At 74.2% G+C, this 18,183-nt stretch carries 11 protein-coding genes and 1 pseudogene; 1 reads left to right on the top strand and 11 read right to left on the bottom strand.

What is annotated here, in order from left to right:
• Nucleotides 1-31: 31 nt before the first annotated feature.
• From AB0D28_RS09340 to prmC, 3 genes and pseudogenes are all read right to left on the bottom strand, one after another.
• A complete protein-coding gene (locus AB0D28_RS09340) occupies nucleotides 32-643 on the bottom strand; it encodes a phosphotyrosine protein phosphatase (RefSeq protein ID WP_357383887.1) in 612 nt (203 codons plus the stop codon).
• A pseudogene (locus tag AB0D28_RS09335) lies at nucleotides 644-1,297 on the bottom strand (L-threonylcarbamoyladenylate synthase); the annotation flags it as partial.
• Nucleotides 1,288-2,235: a peptide chain release factor N(5)-glutamine methyltransferase gene (gene prmC / locus AB0D28_RS09330; protein WP_357383885.1), complete on the bottom strand. Its 948-nt coding sequence runs from the start codon at nucleotides 2,233-2,235 to the stop codon at nucleotides 1,288-1,290. The gene prmC and the pseudogene AB0D28_RS09335, both read right to left, overlap by 10 nt.
• A gap of 73 nt (nucleotides 2,236-2,308) precedes the next feature.
• Here prmC and AB0D28_RS09325 point away from each other — a divergent pair, with 73 nt between their 5' ends.
• Entirely contained in the window at nucleotides 2,309-3,862 is a 1,554-nt protein-coding gene (locus tag AB0D28_RS09325; RefSeq protein WP_357383882.1) for a GGDEF domain-containing protein, read from the top strand.
• Between the two features lie 68 nt (nucleotides 3,863-3,930).
• On the opposite strand, the gene prfA is transcribed toward AB0D28_RS09325, so the two are convergent.
• From prfA to AB0D28_RS09285, 8 genes are all read right to left on the bottom strand, one after another.
• Entirely contained in the window at nucleotides 3,931-5,019 is a 1,089-nt protein-coding gene (gene prfA / locus AB0D28_RS09320) for a peptide chain release factor 1 (RefSeq protein WP_357383880.1), read from the bottom strand.
• An 88-nt stretch (nucleotides 5,020-5,107) separates the two neighbouring features.
• The gene (gene rpmE, locus AB0D28_RS09315) at nucleotides 5,108-5,332 is read right to left on the bottom strand and encodes a 50S ribosomal protein L31 (RefSeq protein ID WP_184688060.1); all 225 of its coding nucleotides are present in this window, start codon (nucleotides 5,330-5,332) and stop codon (nucleotides 5,108-5,110) included.
• 402 nt (nucleotides 5,333-5,734) lie between these two features.
• Nucleotides 5,735-9,187, bottom strand: a complete 3,453-nt coding sequence (locus tag AB0D28_RS09310) for a phosphodiester glycosidase family protein (protein WP_357383878.1) — start codon at nucleotides 9,185-9,187, stop codon at nucleotides 5,735-5,737.
• Nucleotides 9,188-9,329: 142 nt separating this feature from the next.
• On the bottom strand, nucleotides 9,330-11,429 hold the full coding sequence (gene rho, locus AB0D28_RS09305) for a transcription termination factor Rho (protein WP_357383876.1): 2,100 nt from the start codon (nucleotides 11,427-11,429) through the stop codon (nucleotides 9,330-9,332).
• A 334-nt stretch (nucleotides 11,430-11,763) separates the two neighbouring features.
• The gene (thrB, locus tag AB0D28_RS09300) at nucleotides 11,764-12,666 is read right to left on the bottom strand and encodes a homoserine kinase (RefSeq protein WP_357383874.1); all 903 of its coding nucleotides are present in this window, start codon (nucleotides 12,664-12,666) and stop codon (nucleotides 11,764-11,766) included.
• Nucleotides 12,667-12,730: 64 nt separating this feature from the next.
• Nucleotides 12,731-13,975: an MFS transporter gene (locus AB0D28_RS09295; RefSeq protein WP_357383872.1), complete on the bottom strand. Its 1,245-nt coding sequence runs from the start codon at nucleotides 13,973-13,975 to the stop codon at nucleotides 12,731-12,733.
• A gap of 9 nt (nucleotides 13,976-13,984) precedes the next feature.
• Complete coding sequence (locus AB0D28_RS09290; RefSeq protein ID WP_357383870.1) at nucleotides 13,985-14,806, bottom strand: polysaccharide deacetylase family protein; 822 nt, start codon at nucleotides 14,804-14,806, stop codon at nucleotides 13,985-13,987.
• A gap of 115 nt (nucleotides 14,807-14,921) precedes the next feature.
• Entirely contained in the window at nucleotides 14,922-18,173 is a 3,252-nt protein-coding gene (locus AB0D28_RS09285; protein WP_357383868.1) for an efflux RND transporter permease subunit, read from the bottom strand.
• Between the last annotated feature and the right edge of the window lie 10 nt (nucleotides 18,174-18,183).

The raw sequence follows: 18,183 nt of genomic DNA, 5'->3' as shown, positions 1-18,183 counted from the left end.
GGCGCAGAAAGTTCGCGAGGAAGGATGAATCTCAGGGCAACAGCGCGGCAGCCAGCGGCTGCACCGTCTCCTCGATCTCGTCCGCGACCCGGCTGAAGCACTGGTCGCCCCGGCCCCACGGGTCGTCCAGATCGTCTGTGGGCAGCGCGGAGGCGTTCTGCCGGGCCGCGTCGACGGCCGCGACGAGGGCGACACCGCGCGCGTGGACCGCGTCCGGCGTCGGCTCGGCCGGCGGCAGGGCGGCGCGGTCCAGCCCGCCGAGCAGGCGGCCGAACTCACCGAGGACGAACGTGCGCGCGGCGGCGTCCGGCCGCAACGCCACCACGTACTCCTGCTGGTCGGCCGTGGCGGTGAGCACCAGGTCGGCGGCGTCGATCAGATCGGAGCGCAGACGCCGGGCGGCGAACCCCTCGGTGTCGCCGCCGCGCGAGACCACCTGCCGGGCGGCGGGCGGGTTCATCTCCTCCCCCGCGTGCCAGCCGCCGGTGCCGGCGCTGTGGCTGTGCACCAGCGCGTCCGACCCGGCCGGGTCGACGTCGAGGCGGGCCAGCCGCTCGCGGACCGCGAGCAGCAGCAGCCGCTCGGCCATCGGCGACCGGCAGATGTTGCCCATGCAGACGTGCAGGACGGTGAAGGGCGGCACTCAGACCCCCCGCTCGTCGAGGATGTCCGGCACGACCTCCCGCAGCTTCGCCAGCGTCACCGCGCCCTCGCGCAGCACCCGCGGCACGTCGCCGGTCAGGTCGACGATGGTGCTCGGCACCGGGTCCACCGCCGGCCCGGCCTCCAGGTACGCCCGGACGCCGTAACCGAGCTGGTCGCGCGCCTCCTCGGCGGTGAGCGCGGCGGGCTGGCCGACCTTGTTCGCCGAGGCGACCGCCATCGGCCCGGTCTCGCGCAGCACCTCCAGCGCCACCGGGTGCAGCGGCATCCGCACCGCCACCGTGCCGCTGTTGTCGCCCAGGTCCCAGGCGAGGCTCGGCGAGTGCTCCACCACGATGGTCAGCGCGCCCGGCCAGAACGCCTCGACCAGGTCGCGGGCCGCGCCGGGCAGCGAGAAGACCAGGCCGTCGAGCGTGTGCCGGGAGCCGATGAGCACCGGGGGCGCCTGCCGGGCGCCACCCTTGGTGTCCGCCAGAGCCTTCACCGCGTACGGGGTGAAGGCGTCCGCCCCGACGCCGTAGACCGTGTCGGTCGGCAGGACGACGAGTTCCCCGTTCTTGACGGCCTCGATGGCAGCGGCGATGCCGCGGTCCCGGTCGGCGAGCGACCGACAGTCGTAGAGCATCACGAGGAGTCAGTCTGCCACGCCCGGCCGGGGTCGGGGTGGGTGCCGTCCGCCCGCCGGGACGCGCTCGCCCAGCGGGGCCGCCCGGCCAGGTCCCGGTGCTCCTCGACCCGGTCGTAGCGGCCGTCACCGCGCAGCAGCGCCGGCACCTCCTCCGCGTGCGTGTCGTCGTGCTCGACGCCGATCACGCCGCCCGGGCGCAGCAGCTCGGCGGCCCGGCGCACCACCGGGCGGATCACGTCCAGCCCGTCCGCGCCGCCGAACACCGCCTCGTCCGGATCGTGCCCGGCCACCTCCGGCGGCACGATCACCGACCTCGGCACGTACGGCGGGTTGCAGAGCAGCACGTCGACCCGCCCGGCCAGGCCGGCCAGCAGCTCCGGGTCGGTCACGTCGGCGGCCACCACCTCGACCGGCCGGTCCCCGGCGGCGGCCCGGTCCGCCGCGTTGCGACGCAGCCAGGCCAGCGCGGCCGGGGACCGCTCCACCGCCACCACCCGGGCCGCGGGCACCTCCTGCGCGACGGCGAGGGCGATCGCGCCGGAACCACTGCACAGGTCGACCACGAGCGGCGCGGCGTGCTCCCGGGCCCGCTCGACGCCCCAGCCGGCCAGCAGTTCGGTCTCCGGCCGGGGCACGAAGACACCCGGCCCGACCGCCAGCTCCAGGTGCCGGAAACCGGCCGAGCCGAGCAGGTGCTGCAACGGCTCCCGGGTCACCCGCCGCCCGACGAGGGCGTCCAGGCGGTCACGCTGCGCCGGGGTGAAGCCGTCGGCGAGCGCCAGCCGGCCACGCGGCACGTCGAGGACGTACGCGGCCAGCTGCTCGGCCTCGGCGCGGGGCGCCTCGACGCCGGCCGCCGCGAGCGCGCGCGCCACCCGGTTGATCACCAGCGAGGGGCGTTCGCGTTCTGTCCCTTCGGACGGGTGTTGCGGGAGTGCTGTCACGCAATAATCATGAGGCGTCGCGGCCCACCTCACGAACGGGTGCGTCCGGGCGCACACCGCAGGGAGGTCGCGAGTGGGCTGGCTCGACCAGGTCGAGGACCAGGTTGACGCTCTCCGACGCGCTCGGTCCCTCCAGGAAGCCAGCCGGTCCGCGGAGGCGTGCGCCCTGCTCGACCGCGTCATCCGCACCACGGCCGACCCGTACGCCCGCGCCGACGCGCTCGTGCAACGCCTGTCCGCGCTGATCAACCTCGGCCGGACCGCCGAGTTCACCAGGGCCGTCGAGGACGCCTCCGCCGCCGTACGCGACCTGGCCGAGCCCTACCTGCACGGGCACCTCAACGCGCTGGCCGCGCTCGCCGCCCACCACCAGGGCGCGCTCGACAGGTGCGTGACGCACCTGGTCCGGGCCGCCCGCGCGCTCGGCGCCGACGACACCCCCGACCGGGACACCGCCTGGGGCTGGCACGACCTGGCGATGGCGTACTCGTACCTCAGCTTCCACGGCCACGCGCTCGGCGCGATCGAGCGCGCCCGGGAGGTCGGGCTCAGCGTCGGCATCCCCGAGGAGACGTTCGCCGCGCCGGGCATCCGGCTGCGTAACGCGGTCGCGCTCGACCACAACGGCGACAGCGACGGCTGCCTGCGGGTGCTGCGCGACGTGGCCGGCGACCTGGCCCGGTTCCTGCGCGGCGGGCGGGCCGGCAACCTGCGCCCGAGCAGCCTGGCCGCGTACGGCTACGCCGCCGCCCGCCGGGCCGCGCTCGGCGACCGGGTGGAGTCCGCCGGGGACGCCGACCCGAACCGGCTGCTCGGCCACGGCGGGGACAGCGCCCGCGCCCGCGACCTGCGCCAGCTCGGTCAGGTCTGCCTGGCGGTGGCCGACGGCCGTCCGATCGAGGCGGTCACCCGGCTGGACTCGCTCCGGGTCTCCGCCGAGACGCTCGGCGCGGCCGAGGCGCCCCGGCTGCGCAGCGTGGCGCTGGCCCGGGCCGGTGACCACGCGGGCGCGCACCGGGCCGACCGGCACGCGTTCCGGCTGGCGGCACAGCGCAGCGACCGGCTGCGGGACGTCTACATCGACGGCATCGCCGCCCGGATCGACCACGAGGAGATGCGCCGCGAGGCGGCCCGGTACGAGGGCGAGGCGCTCACCGATCCGCTCACCGGCCTGCCCAACCGTCGCCGGCTGGAGCGCTACCTGGGCGCTGTGGTGTCCCGGGGCGAGCGGGTGGTGATCGGCGTCTGCGACCTCGACGGCTTCAAGGCGGTGAACACCCGCCACGGCCACCACTCGGGTGACCTCGTGCTGCAACGGGTGGCCGGGGTGATCAACCGGGTGATGCGGCGGGGCGACTTCGTGTCCCGCTACGGCGGCGACGAGTTCGTCGTGGTGCTGCCCGACACGGTCATGCCGGAGGCGGTCGAGGTGGCCCGCCGGATCGAGGCGGCCGTCCGCACCGAGGACTGGGAGTCCCTGGTGCCGGGCACGCCGGTCGGGGTGACCATCGGCTTCGCGGAGGTCGACGGCAGCACCACGGTGAGCGTCCGGGAGGCGCTCGGCGCCGCGTTCGAGCTGGCCGACCGGGAGATGCTGCGCGCCAAGGCCCGGTTGCGGGCGAGCTGAGCGGTAAGGAAGGGCCCCCTGTTAACGCCTCCGGTAGAGCAAGGGCCCCCGCTTAACACCCCGTGCGGTCAGCGGCGGGACAGCTCGGTCTCGCCGGCCAGCCGGGCCGCGCGGTCCGCCTCGGCCAGGGCGTCGAGCACCCCGTCCAGCTCGCCGGCCAGGGCCAGGTCCAGGTTGTACGCGGTGTAGCCGATGCGGTGGTCGGTGATCCGGTTCTGCGGGAAGTTGTAGGTGCGGATCCGCTCGGACCGGTCCACGGTGCGGACCTGCGCCTTGCGGGCGTCCGACGCCGCCGCGTCCGCCTGCTCCTGGGCGGCGGCGAGCAGCCGGGCGCGCAGGATGCGCATGGCCTGCTCCCGGTTCTGCAGCTGGGACTTCTCGTTCTGGCAGGAGACCACGATGCCGGTCGGCACGTGGGTGATGCGGACCGCCGAGTCGGTGGTGTTCACCGACTGCCCACCGGGGCCGGACGAGCGGAACACGTCGATGCGCAGCTCGTTCGGGTCGATGGTGACGTCCACGTCCTCCGCCTCGGGCAGCACCAGCACCCCGGCGGCGCTGGTGTGGATGCGGCCCTGCGACTCGGTGACCGGTACGCGCTGCACCCGGTGCACGCCGCCCTCCCACTTGAGCCGGGACCAGACGCCGTTGCCGCCCTCCGGCACGCCCTTGCTCTTGATCGCCAGCGAGACGTCCTTGACGCCGCCGAGGTCGGAGTCCTGCGCGTCGATCACCTCGGTGACCCAGCCGTGCCGCTCGGCATACCTGGTGTACATCCGCAGCAGGTCCCCGGCGAACAGCGCGGACTCCTCGCCGCCCTCACCGGCCTTGATCTCGACGATCACGTCCTTGGCGTCGTGCGGGTCGCGCGGGATGAGCAGTTCCGCGAGCCGTTCCTCAAGGGCCGGCAGGGAGGCGGCGATGGTGTCCGCCTCGGCGGCGAACGACGCGTCCTCGGCGGCCAGTTCCCGGGCGGCGGTCAGGTCGGCGCGGGCCTGCTCCAGCTCGCCGGCCGCCTTGTGCAGCGGAACCAGTTCGGCGTACCGACGGCCGACCCGCCGGGCGGTGCCCTGGTCGGCGTGGATGGCCGGGTCGGCCAGCCGCCGCTCCAGCTCGGCGTACTCGTCGAGGAGGGCGGCCAGGCGCTCACTGCTCATGCTGCGGGTGCTCCTTGGTGATGAAACCGGCGCAAACGGACGAACGCCCGTGCCCGGCAAAAGCCGGACACGGGCGTCGTCGACGGAGCTACTTGGCCTTCTTGGCCTGAACCTTGGCGTACTTCTGCTGGAACTTCGCGACCCGGCCGGCGGTGTCCAGCACGCGCTGCTTACCGGTGTAGAACGGGTGGCAGGCGCTGCAGGTCTCGACGCTGATGGCGCCGCCCTTGGCGGTGCTGCGGGTCGTGAAGGAGTTGCCGCAGGAGCAGCGGACCTCGGTGGTCGCGTACTCCGGGTGGATGTTGGGCTTCATGTCGCCTCGGTCCTTTCGTCGGTGGTCGCCGGGTCGCCGTCGGTGCTCCCCGCCGTCACGACGGGCTCGGGCGTGAACCGGAACCGGTGGCCGATTGACCAGTCTGCCACGGGCGTCTTCCACCCGGCACAGGAGGTCCGCCACCTCCAACGCCGGCCCACCCCTCAGCATTCCCACCCCCACCCCACCCACTCCCCCGGCCCACCCGCGCCCACCCACCACCCGCCCGCCCCGGGCCCCGCCCCGAGCCCGGCGATCATGAACTTAGCGGCACTTCCCGCCCCATTTGTCCTGACCACCTTCATGATCGGCGGAGCGGGAGCCGGGGCCGGGCGAGGGGGCGCGGACTGGGCGAGGGGTGCGGCCGGGGCTCCTCCCCCAGGATGAGGAGCCCCGGTCCGGTCAGGCCGCGGGGGCGCGAACAGCTGCGGCGGTGGTCACAGTCGCCTCGGCCTTCACGCCGTTCACCGTCACCGCCAGCAGGATCTGCGCGCCGGGACGCAGCGCGGTCAGCCGGCCGGTGGCCGGGTCGAACCAGGCGGCGTGCCACGGACGTATGCCGGCGACGCCCCCGATGTGCAGGCTCGGCGAGCCGGACCAGTCGGCGCTGACCGGCGCGGCCACCGGCACCTGCCGCCCGCTCGGCTGGGTGAGCGTGGCCGTGACGTCCACCGGCGAGCCCTGGCGCGCCTGCGCGGGCGCGGTCAGCGCGAGCCGGTCGACGTGCGCGTGCGTCTCCGCACTCACCCACGTCGGCCCCTCGGCCAGCGGGTCACGGCGGGCCCGCTCGGCCTCGCCGGGCGTCACCGGGTCCACCCCGAACTCGGTCCAGCCGGTGAACCCGCCGAGCGCGGCCGGGGTGGACGGGTCCTTGCCCGAGTTGCCGTTGATCACGTACGGCACGCCGTCCACCCGGTCGGCGTGGAACGTGCCGACGTGGCCGTTGACCATCAGCGCCCCCTTGCCGGTGCGGTGCTGGAAGTCGGCCAGCCACTGCTCCACGAGCGCCGCCTCCTTGCGGTCGCCGAGCTGGCTGGCCTTGGCCGGGCTGGGGTCGCGCGGCGGGTGGTGGAAGAACACCGCCACCGAACCCACCGAGCGGTCGGCGGCGGCCTGGTCGAGCGTCCGGCGCAGCAGTTCCACCTGGTCGAACCCGCCGCCGCGCAGCGACCCGGTGGCGGTGCTCAGCGTGAGGAACCGGGTGCCCCGGTGGTCGAAGACGCGCGAGGTGTCCCCGAAGACGCTGCGGAAGTTGTCGATCGGCGCGCCCATGATCTCGTGGTTGCCGGGCACGTAGTGGTACGGCACCTCGCCGCCCAGTTCCTCGTCCAGGATGCGCTTGGCCAGCGCGAAGTCCGCCGGGTAGGCGGTGTCCACGAAGTCGCCGTTGATGATCAGGAAGTCCGGCCGGGCGGCGCGGACCTCGCGCAGCGTACGGCGGGCCTGGGCGACCAGGTCGCTGTCCGGGTTCGCGGCGACGAACTGCGCGTCGGAGAGCACCGCGAAGCGCCAGGGCGCCCCGTCCACAGTGCCGTCACGCAGCACCACCCGATCGGTACGGTTCGGCTCCGGCGGCGCCTGCACGTCCGGCGGGACCCGGGCCACCAGGTCGTCGATCACCACCTCGCTGCGGTACTGCTTGGCCGGGTCGGTCTCGGCCACGTAGAACCGGCGCACCCGCACCGGGTACTGCACGCCCGGCGGTACGGCGAACTCGACGTACTTCCAGCCGGTCCAGTCCAGGTACGGGCCGCGCAGCACGAACTGGGTGTCCTGCGCGTCGTGCAGGTGCAGGCTCGGCCACTCGCCGGTGCCGTTCGCCTTGATCCACATCCCGAACGCCTGCGGCTGGCCGGGTACGTCGATCCAGGCGGGCGGGTCGGCGTACGCGGCCCGGGTGCCGGTGGACTGGCTGAAGTCGTACGACATCCGCAGCCCGCCACCGGTGTGCCCCTCGGCCGGGGTGACCGACCCGGACGCGCGGGCCTGGCTGAACTTCCACGACGCGGCGTCGTCGAAACCGGCCACCGGCACGTCGGTCAGCCCGACGGTCACCGGCAGGACCGTGCTGCGGTTGCCGACCCGGGCGGTGACCAGCGCCGAGCCGCTCGCGGCAAGCGCCTTGACGGACAGGTTGCCGTCGGCGGTGGGGGTGACGGAGAGCAGGTCGCTGTCGTACTCCAGCTTCAGGTCGGCCGGCTCGATCGGCGCGGTGTTGCCCTCGGCGTCGAAGCCGACCACGCCGAACAGGCCGGTGTCGCCGGCCCGGTCCAGGCCGACCCGGTCGACGGTGCCGTCGATGCGCGCAAGCGGGCCGAGCACCGTCAGCTCGATGGTGCCCCGGGCGCGTCCCCGGGTGGCCGTGACGGTGCTGCGGCCGGGGACGGCGGCCCGGAACACGCCGTCGCCGTCCACCCGGCCGTGGGTGGCGTGCCAGCGCGGCTCGCCGGCGGCCGGGCCGTACGTCTCGTCGTATCCGGCGGCGGTGAGCCGGCGGGTGAGGCCGGGGAAGACCCGGTCCGGCCGGCCGCCGCGCACCGGCGCGACACCGGGTGCGGCGGTCGGGTCGCTGGCGGTCTCCAGCCAGTAGCCGGTGAGCCGGCCGCTGCCCTTCGGCGCGTAGACGGCGAGCCCGTTCGGCACCGGCCGCTCGCTGCCGTCGGACGGGCTGTTCTCCACCTGGACCGTGGCCGCGCCCGGCTCCCGGGCGAGCAGCGTGGACGAGCCGCCGCCGTCGAGGTTGAGCGCGTTCGCGGCGCCCAGCTCGGCCATCATGCGGCCCATCTCGGTCTGGGTGACGCCCCGGCTGTCCACCTGGCGCCCGTCCACCGTCAGCATGATCATCTTGCGCCCGTCGGCGGAGAAGCCGACTGCGGTGCGCGGGGCCAGCGACTCGTCGGCGATGTTCTGCACCACGCCGTCACGGACCAGCACGTTGCCGCCGCCGACGGCGGCGCGCAGGTCACCGCCGTCGGCGGCGCGCGGTCGCCAGGTCAGGTCCACCGCGTCGCCGGGACGCAGCGCGGCGAGCGCGTCGGCGCCGGCCTCGCGGCCGAGCAGCACGGTGCTGCCGGCCGGGATCGGCCCCTCGCCCGCCGTGGTGGCCACGTTCGCCACCCGGCCGCCGGTCACCGTCACCTCGACCGTGCGGGCCGCGCCCTCCACGGCCCGCCTGCGGGTGTACGACCCCCAGAGCGGCGTGAACACGCCCACGCCGTCGCGCTGCACCATGTTGTTGAACTGGGTCAGCGGCACCGGCCCGGCGGGCAGCGTGGCGGCGCCCTCGAAGCCGACCTGGACGACCCGGCCGATGCCCTGAGCGCTGATCCCGACCGCGTTCGGGTGCCCGGCGACCGGCGACTGCACCAGCTCGCCGGAGCGGACGCCGACGCCCTGGGCGGCACCGGAGTTGTTGATGTCGAAGAAGTCGCCGTTCACCGCCGCGACGGCACGGGAGCGGTCCACCGCGGCGCGCAGCGGCTCGTCCTTGGTGACCTCGCCGGAGTTGACGTAGTCGACGGTGAGCCCGCCGGCCAGGTCGGCGGTGAGGGCGTCGGCGCGCAGCCAGCCGGCCGCGTCGTACCTGTCGAAGGAGGTCAGGTCGAGGCCGGGCGCGACCGGCCGGGTGGTCTTGGCGGTCTCCAGGCCGCCGGCCGGTTCCACACCGGCGAGCGCGACGGCGGAGTCAGGGCGGGACGAGGCGCGCGGCGCGTCCTCGGCGGCGGTGGCGGCCGGCGGTGCGGCAGCCGGCGGCCCGGCGGCCGTGGCGGCGGACGGCGCCGGCGTGGTGATCGTCAGCAACGGCGTCAGCAGCAGGACGCCGGCGAGGCGGGCGGGTCGACTGCGGGTTCGCATGGACGACAGTCAACCCGACGGTGAACAGAAGTTTCAATACCTAACGGCTTAACCGTAGAAAAACTTCACGGGCGGGCCGCCCGGTACGCGACGAGGGGCACGGCCGCGTTCGGCCGTGCCCCTCGTGCGTCGGATCGTCAGCTCACTCGCCCGGAGTGGACTTCGCGATCTGCATCAGGAACTCGATGTTGGTGCGGGACTGCTTGAGCCGGTCCAGCAGGAGGTCGAGCGCCGCCTGCGAGTCCAGCGAGTGCAGCACCTTGCGGAGCTTGTGGATGATTGCCAGCTCCTCCGGCGCGAGCAGGACCTCCTCCTTACGCGTGCCGGAGGGGTTGATGTCGATCGCCGGGAAGACCCGCTTGTCGGCGATCTTCCGGTCCAGCTTCAGCTCGGCGTTACCCGTGCCCTTGAACTCCTCGAAGATGACCGTGTCCGCCATGGACCCGGTCTCCACCAGCGCGGTGGCGAGAATGGTCAGCGAACCGCCGTTCTCGATGTTGCGCGCCGCGCCGAGGAAGCGCTTCGGCGGGTAGAGCGCGGTGGAGTCGATACCACCCGACATGATCCGGCCGCTGGCCGGCGCCGCCAGGTTGTACGACCGCCCGAGCCGGGTCACCGAGTCGAGCAGCACGACCACGTCGTGTCCCAGCTCGACCAGGCGCTTCGCCCGCTCGATCGCCAGCTCCGCGACGGTGGTGTGGTCCTGCGGCGGACGGTCGAACGTGGCCGCGATGACCTCGCCCTTCACCGACCGCTGCATGTCGGTGACCTCTTCCGGCCGCTCGTCGACGAGCACCACCATCAGGTGGCACTCCGGGTTGTTGCGGGTGATCGCGTTCGCGATCGCCTGCAGCACCATCGTCTTACCGGCCTTCGGCGGCGACACGATGAGCGCCCGCTGGCCCTTGCCGATCGGCATGACCAGGTCGATCACCCGGGTGGTGAGGATGTGCGGCTCGGTCTCCAGCCGCAGGCGCTCCTGCGGGTAGAGCGGCGTGAGCTTGTAGAACTCCGGCCGGCGCTTCGCCTCGTCCGGCTCCATCCCGTTGATGGTGTCCAGCCGGACCAGCGGGTTGTACTTGTCGCGCCGCTGCTCGCCGTCCCGCGCGGCCCGCACGGCGCCGGTGATCGCGTCACCGCGGCGCAGGCCGTACTTCTTGATCTGGGACATCGAGACGTACACGTCGTTCGGGCCGGCGAGGTAGCCGGTGGTCCGGACGAAGGCGTAGTTGTCGAGCACGTCGATGATGCCGGCCACCGGGACGAGCACGTCGTCCTCGCCGACCTGCGGCTCGCGGCCGCCACTGCCACCGCCGTCGCCCTCGCCCCGCTCGCCACGGCCGCGACGACGGTCCCGGAACCGGCTGCGCCGGCCCCGCCGGCCGCCGCCCTCGTCGTCGTCGCCGTCGTTGTCCCGCTCGGCGCGCTGACCCCGGTCGTTGCGGTCACCCCGGTCGTTGCGGTCGCCACGGTCGTTGCGGTCGCCACGGTCGTTACGGTCACCGCCGCGCTCGTTACGGTCGCCGCCGCGCTCGGCCCGCTCGGCCCGCTCGCCACGGTCGCCCCGCTCGTTGCGGTCGCCACGCTCGGCCCGCTCACCACGGTCACCACGGTCGTTGCGCTCGCCGCGCTCGGCCCGGTCACCGCCACGCTCGCCACGGTCGGCCCGCTCGCCGCCACGCTCGGCACGCTCACGGCCCCGGCCCTCGTTACGCTCACCGCGCTCGGCCCGGTCACCGCCACGCTCGGCCCGCTCGCCGGTCTCGGCGGGCGCCTCGTCGGCGCGCGTCGTCTCGGCCGGCCGCGCCTCGGCCACCGGCGCCTCGGCCGGTCGCGCCTCGGTGGTCGCGGCGGCAGCCCGGCTGCGGCGACCACGGGTACGACCCTCGGTCACCTCGGCGGCCGGCGCCTGCTCGGCGGGGCGTGCCTCGGCCCGCTCCTCACGGACCTCCGCGTGCACCTCCTCACGGGCGGGAGCGGCAGCCGCCGCCACCTCGGCTCGCGGTCGAGGGGTTCCGGCCGCGGCGCCGCCCTGCTGCCGCTCGGTGATCGCACTGATCAGCTCGCCCTTGCGCATGCGAGCGGTACCAGAGATGCCGAGCGACGCGGCCAGGCTCTGCAGCTCCGGCAGCAGCATCGCCGACAGACCGGTGCCGCTACGCCGGCGGCGCGTGGGGGCGGCGGTGGTGGCATCGCCAGCGACGTTGGAAACATCCGACGTCACGTCGGTGGTGTCGCTCAATGGATTCCTTCCCTCGATAGGCCGGGCTGCCCGGAGTCGTGGAACCAGGTGGCCGGGCGGCCTCGGTGCACCCGCCTCGCATGACGCGTCGCGGGAGTCTGTGACACAGCAGCCGGTGGTTTCCCGACTCACCACCGTCGGTGAGCAGGTCTCGCCGTCTGCGGCGACCTTGGAAACTGCGGCGCGGCGTGGGCCTTGAGCAGGGGTGACGGGCTACCGCCGAGAGCTTCGGGGGTGCGCCGAACCGCAGGAAGATCGCATGCTTCGCGGCTGTGCTAGGTCTAGAGCGTAATCGCCTCGTCCGACCTGCGGCAACAGGGCCCCGCTCGGCGTGTCAAAGTCTACCCCGGATGACCCGGGCACCGCTGACATCTATCGGCAACTCCCAGCGCCGCCAGTCTGTTCCCGCCTGGAAGTCCGCTGAGACCCGGGAGAGCGCCAGCACGGTCGGACCCGCCCCGCTGACCACAGCCGCCACACCCGCCGCACGCAGCGCGGCGACGAGTGCCGCCGTGGCGGGCATGCCCGGGGCCCGCTGGTCCTGGTGCAGCCGGTCGACGGTGGCGGGAAGCAGCAGCGCGGGGTCGGCGGTGAGCGCGTGCACCAGCAGGGCCGCCCGGCCGGCGTTCGAGGCCGCGTCGGCGTGCGGCACGGTGGCCGGGAGCGCCGCCCGGGCCACCGAGGTCAGGCCCCGCTCGGCGGGCACGAACACCGTCGGGCGCACGGCCGCCGCCACCGGCAGCGACACCGCCCGCGCCCCGCCCGGTTCCGTCCAGGCGATCGTGAAGCCGCCGAGCAGGCAGGGCGCGACATTGTCCGGATGCCCCTCCAGCTCGGCCGCCAGCCGCAGCGCGGCGTCGTCGTCCATCCGCCGCTCGCCGCCTGCAACCAGCGCGCGGGCCGCCAGCACCCCGGCCACGATCGCCGCCGACGACGAGCCGAGCCCGCGGGCCTGCGGGATGCGGTTGACGCACTCCAGCGCCAGGCCGGCCGGCTGCGCGCCGAGCGCGTCGAAGGTGGCCCGCATGGCGGTGACGATCAGGTGCCGCTCGTCCGACGGCAGCTCGCCGGCGCCCTCGCCGGTGACCGACACCCGTACGCCGCCGTCCGTCACCTCGGCCGTGACGTCGTCGTGGCGGCCGAGGGCCAGCCCGAGCGCGTCGAAGCCGGGGCCCAGGTTGGCGCTGGTCGCGGGCACCCGGACCCGTACCGGGCCGGGGATGAATGTGGTCGGCACCGGCTCATGCTAGGACGTACGGCGGACAAGCCGTCCGTACCGCCCGGAGCGTGAGACCGACGTGTCATCCCGCCCGGTCCGGCACCGGCACGTCGACCGGGTCGGTGAGCGAGAGCCGCCGGGTGGCGAACCGCCAGCCGATCGCGTACAGGACTGTGACCAGGCCACAGCCGGCGAGCACGGTGCGCTCGTCCACCCGGTCCACGACGAGCGCCACCACCAGCTGGCTCACCGCGATGGCGAGCGTCGCCAGCATCATGTCGGTGGCGAAGACCCGGCCGCGCAGCCGGTCCGGCACCTCGCCCTGCAACGCGTAGTTGGACAGCACCCAGTTGCTGCCGCCGCCCAGGTGGGCCAGGAAGACCAGGACCAGCACCAGCGGGAACCAGGTCACCACTGAGGCGCCCAGGTAGGCCAGGCCGTACATCGACATGGACAGTGCCAGGCCGGTGAGCAGCCAGGCCCGGTTGCTCAGCACCCGGCGCATCATGATCGGGCCGACCAGGGCCCCGGCGCCACGGGCGGCGAAGAGCAGGCCGGCGCCGACCGCGCCGACCCCGTACACCCCGGCGAGCAGCGGGAAGACGGTGAGCACGCCGTTGCCCAGGCCGACCGCCGACTTGACGGTCACCAGCGCCAGCACGCGCGGACGGTGGGCGATGTAGCGCAGCGCCTCCCGGATCGCCGCCCAGGTGCGCGGCACCGCCGCCGCCGGGTCGCGCGGCGCCTGCAACGGCCGGCGGATCAGCGCGGCCAGGCCCGCGGCGGCGACCAGGCCGACCGCCGCCACCCAGAAGCTGGCGTACGGCCCGGCGGCGGCGCTCAGGATGCCGCCGAGCGAGGCGCCGACCACCGTCATCGTGCCCCACGCCGAACCGGCGACCGCGTTGCCCGCCGCCAGGTCCTCCGGGTCGACCACGTTCGGCAGCGCCGCCTGGGCCGCGGGCGAGTAGAACGCCTTCGCCACCGCCACCAGCGCGATCGCCGCCAGCGCCAGCCAGGCCGTGCCGGCGCCGCGCACGCCGAGCAGCAGCAGCACACCGGCGAGCGCGCCCACGTTCGCCACCATCATCACCGTGCGGCGGTCGAACCGGTCGGCGACGGTCCCGGCGTACGGGAGCAGCAACGCCGTCGTGCCGGTGTCCACCGCCAGCACCAGCGCGCCCCAGACGCCGCTGCCGGTCAGGTCGGGCAGCAGCACCAGCAGCGGCACCATGACGAACCAGTCCGCGCCGAAGACCACCAGCTGGGCGAGGAACAGGTGGCGGAAGTCGCGATTGCGGACGACTACCGAGAGGGTCGGCGACACGCGGGCACCCTACCGGGCCGCCCCGGTCGCGGCAGCTCGGCGAAGAAGCTCGGAGACCGTGACGAACGTGTATCCCCTGGCCCGCAGCCCGCCGATCATGTCGGGCAGGCCGCGCAGCGCCACCAGCCGCGAGTCGACGCCCACGTCGTGGGCGAGCAGGATCGTGCCGGGGCGCATGTCGGCGACGATCCGCCGGGCGTGCCCGGCCGGGTCGTGCGGGAAGTCGCCCTCGACCATCTGGAGCGTCCAGAGCACCACGCGGTAGCCCAGCCGGGCCGACGCGTACAGCACCGAACCGCCCAGGTGCCCCCAGGGCGGGCGGAGCAGCCGGGGCGCCGAACCGGTGGCCGCGGTGATCGCGTCGTGGCTGCGGCGCAGGTCGTCGTAGACGGTGGCGGCGTCCATCCGGGCCAGGTCGCGGTGCGCCCAACTGTGGTTGCCGACCTCGTGCGCGTCCATCCGGCCCCGCAGCAGCGCGGCGTGCTCGCGGGCCCGCTCACCGACCAGGAAGAAGGTGGCCGGCACCCGGTGCTCGGCCAGCGTGTCGAGCACCATCGGGGTCCACTGTGGGCGCGGGCCGTCGTCGAAGGTGAGCGCCACCAGGAGCTCCTCGGTGCGTACGCCCCACACGACCTGCACCGCGCCGGCGCCGACGTCCTGGTGGCGGCTGCCGAGCGTGGCACTCGCGGGCCCGCCCCCGATCGGAAGCCGGCGGTCGGCCACCCAGGTGCTCTCGACGGTCGCGGCGGAGCCGACCGCGGCACCCCCGATCAGCAGCGCGAAGCCGCGCAGCACGCTGCGCCGATCCCGCCGGCCCGCGCCCCCCGCCATCACGCCCCCGAACCGAAAGTGTGCAACAGCTCACTGAGCGTACCGCTGGATGTCGCTCTGGTGTGTCCCGCGCACCGAGGCGCCGGGAGGGGCCCACGGGCCCCTCCCGGCGCCGTTACTCGGTGGGCGGAAGCGGCGAGCGGCGGCTCTTGGGCAGGCGCAGCACCTCGAACTGATCAGTGCCGTCGACAAGCGCGCCCGACGGGCGGGCCGGCGGCGGCGCGACCTCGGCCCGTTCCCCGGACCGTTCCGCGGCCCCGCCGGCCGGCACCGGCACCGGGTCCGGCTGCGGCTGCGGCTGCGGCTCGACCGGCTCGGCAACGCCCCGCCGGCGGTTCCGGAACGAGCCCTTCGTGTGCTCGACCATGGTGTAGAGCGTCGGCACCAGCACCAGCGTCAGCAGCGTCGAGCTGAGCAGGCCGCCGATCACCACGATCGCGAGCGGCTTGGAGATGAAGCCGCCCTCACCGGTCAGGCCGAGCGCCATCGGCAGCAACGCGAAGATGGTGGCCACCGCGGTCATCAGGATCGGCCGCAACCGGCGCCGGCCGCCCTCGACCACCGCCTCGGTCACGCCCATGCCCTGTGCCCGGTACTGGTTGATCAGGTCCAGCAGCACGATCGCGTTCGTCACCACGATGCCGACGAGCATGAGCACGCCGATCAGCGCCGGCACGCCCAGCGGTGTGCCGGTGACCAGCAGCAGCCCGATCGCGCCGGTAGCGGCGAACGGCACCGAGATCAGCAGGATCAGCGCCTGGGTCAGGCTGCGGAACGTGGCCACCATGATCAGGAAGACGATCGCGATGGCGGCCAGCACCGCGAGACCGAGGTCCGCGAACGCGTCGGCCTGGTCGGCGCTGACACCGCCGATCACGTACGTGGCACCCGGCACGTCCAGCGCGTCCAGCCGCTTCTGCAGCTCCTGCGTGGTGGCGCCGAGGTTCGAGCCGGTCGCCGTGCCGGTGACCGAGACGCTGCGCTCCCCGTCGATCCGGGTCACCTGCTGCGGGCCGTCGACCTGGTTGACGTCGGCGATCGCGTCCAGCGGCACCGCGCCGACCCGCAGCGCCCGCAGTTCCTCGACGGTGAGCGGCGGCCGGGCGCCGCTGCTCAGCACCACGGTCTGCGTCGAGCCGTCCAGCGTCACCTGCCCGAGCGGCGCCCCCCGGTACGTCTGCGCGACGAGCTGCCCCACCGCCGCCTCGGTGAGACCCGCGCGGGCCGCGGCGACCCGGTCCACAGTCACCTCGACGCGCGGCACCTGGGTGGCCAGGCTGGTGGTCACGTCCTCCACGCCCGGCGTGCCGGCCAGCGCGCCCCGCGCCGCCTCGGCCGCCCGGGCCAGCGTCTCCTGGTCGGCGGCCTGCACCACCACCTCGACCTGGTTGGCGGAGGCGTTCTGCCCGCCGCCGAACGTCAACTCGCCCACCTCCGGGCCGAGCGCGTCGAACTCCTTGCGCAGGGCCTGCCGTACCGTCGCGGCGTCGGTGTCGTCGGACAGCGACAGCGACCAGGTGGCCCGGTCGCTGCCGCCGCCGGCGAACGGGTTGTCCCCACCACCGGCGCTGACCTGGTAGGTCTCCACCCCCGAGGTACGCCGCAGCACCTCCTCGACCCGCGCGGCGGCCCGGTCGGTGCCGGCGAGCGAGGTGCCGGCCGGCATCTCCTGCCGGATGGCGAGCGTGTCCTGGCCGGAGTCGTCCAGGAAGTTCGTCTCCAGCTTCTGCGCCAGGCCGAACGTGCCCAGCAGCACGAGCAGGCCGAGACCGACGGTGGCCCAGCGGGTCTTCCGCGAGCGGGTCGCGAAGTCGATCACCGGCAGGTACGCCCGCTGCAACGGGTTGCGCAGCTCCTTCTCCTCGGCGGCCCGCCGGGCGGCGGCGTCGTCGGCACCGCCGCGCGGGCGCAGGAACCAGTACGCCAGCACCGGGATGACGGTCAGCGACACCAGCAGCGAGGCGAGCAGCGCCACCGTCACGGTGATCGCGAACGGGGCGAACAACTGCCCGACGAAGCCGCCCACCAGAGCGATCGGCGCGAACACGGCGACGGTGGTGAGCGTGGACGCGGTCACCGCGCCGGCCACCTCGCGGACCGCGGTCAGGATGGCGTCCCGCTTCGGTTCGCCGTACTCCAGATGGCGTTTGATGTTCTCCAGCACCACGATGGAGTCGTCCACCACCCGCCCGACCGCGATGGTCAGCGCGCCGAGGGTGAGCAGGTTCAGCGAGTAGTCGCCGGACCAGAGCACGATCAGCGCGACCAGCACGGACAGCGGGATGGACACCGCGGTGACCACCGTGGAGCGCACCGACAGCAGGAACACCAGGATCACCACGACGGCCATGACCAGGCCCAGCAGGCCCTCGGTGGTCAGGCTCTCGATGGACCGCTCGACGAACGGGGCCTGGTCGAAGACCACTGTCAGCTCCGCGCCCGCGGCGTCACCCAGCTCGTCCAGCCGGTCCCGCACGTCGTGCGAGATCTCCACCGCGTTGCCGTCCGGAGCGGCGGTCACCGCGATACCCAGGCTGGGCTTGCCGTTGGTACGGGTCAGCGAGGTGGCCGGGGCGAGCTGCTGCTCCACCGCCGCCACGTCGCCGAGGCGTACCGGGGCGGCGGGAGCGGTGGTCAGCACGATGCCGCGCAGGTCGTCGAGCGTACGGATGGGGGTGCCGACCTGGACCGGCAGCGACCGGTCGCCGTCGGCGAGCGCGCCCGCCGGCACCGCCACGCCGTTGCTCTTGAGCGCCGAGGCGATGGCGGTCGGCGCCACCTTGGCGGCGGCCAGCTTCGCCGGGTCCGGCGTGATCGTCACGACCTGGTCCCGGGCGCCGGTGACGTCCACCGAGCGGACCCCGTCCAGCGCCTCCAGCTCCGGCACGACCGCGTTGCGCAGCTTCTCCGCCAGCGCCCGCTCGTCGCCGTCGCCGGTCGCGGCGACCACCAGGGCGGGCAGGTCGTCGGTGCTACCGGCGATCACCTGCGGGTCGACGCCCTCGGGGAGCTGGGAGTCGACCCGGTTGAGCGCGGTCTCCATCTTGTTCACGACGTCGTCCAGGTCGGTACCGAACTCGTACTGCACCTGGACCGTGACCGCGCCCTCGCGCGAGGTGGAGGTGACCTTGTCCAGGCCGGGGATGCCCTGGAGGCTGTTCTCGATCGGCTCGGCGACCTGGGATTCCACGATCTCCGGCGCGGCGCCCGGGTACGTCGCCACGATGAACGCGGCGGGAAACTCCAGCGACGGCAGGAGCTGCTGCTTCAGCGACGGCACGGCGAACAGGCCGAAGGCCGTGGTCACCAACGCGACGAGGGCGATCAGGCCCCGGTTGGCGAGGCTGAATCTGGCGAGCAGCGACATCGGCGTTACT

The sequence above is a fragment of the Micromonospora sp. NPDC048169 genome, from assembly GCF_040652815.1.
Classification (GTDB): domain Bacteria; phylum Actinomycetota; class Actinomycetes; order Mycobacteriales; family Micromonosporaceae; genus Micromonospora.
This window is presented reverse-complemented; position numbering and strand designations above follow the sequence as displayed.

Coding starts and splice junctions, on each gene's coding strand:
- prfA (WP_357383880.1), bottom strand. CDS start 5,019: ATGAGCAGTGAGCGCCTGGCCGCCCTCCTCGACGAGTACGCCGAGCTG.
- rpmE (WP_184688060.1), bottom strand. CDS start 5,332: ATGAAGCCCAACATCCACCCGGAGTACGCGACCACCGAGGTCCGCTGC.
- AB0D28_RS09310 (WP_357383878.1), bottom strand. CDS start 9,187: ATGCGAACCCGCAGTCGACCCGCCCGCCTCGCCGGCGTCCTGCTGCTG.
- AB0D28_RS09290 (WP_357383870.1), bottom strand. CDS start 14,806: ATGGCGGGGGGCGCGGGCCGGCGGGATCGGCGCAGCGTGCTGCGCGGC.
- AB0D28_RS09285 (WP_357383868.1), bottom strand. CDS start 18,173: ATGTCGCTGCTCGCCAGATTCAGCCTCGCCAACCGGGGCCTGATCGCC.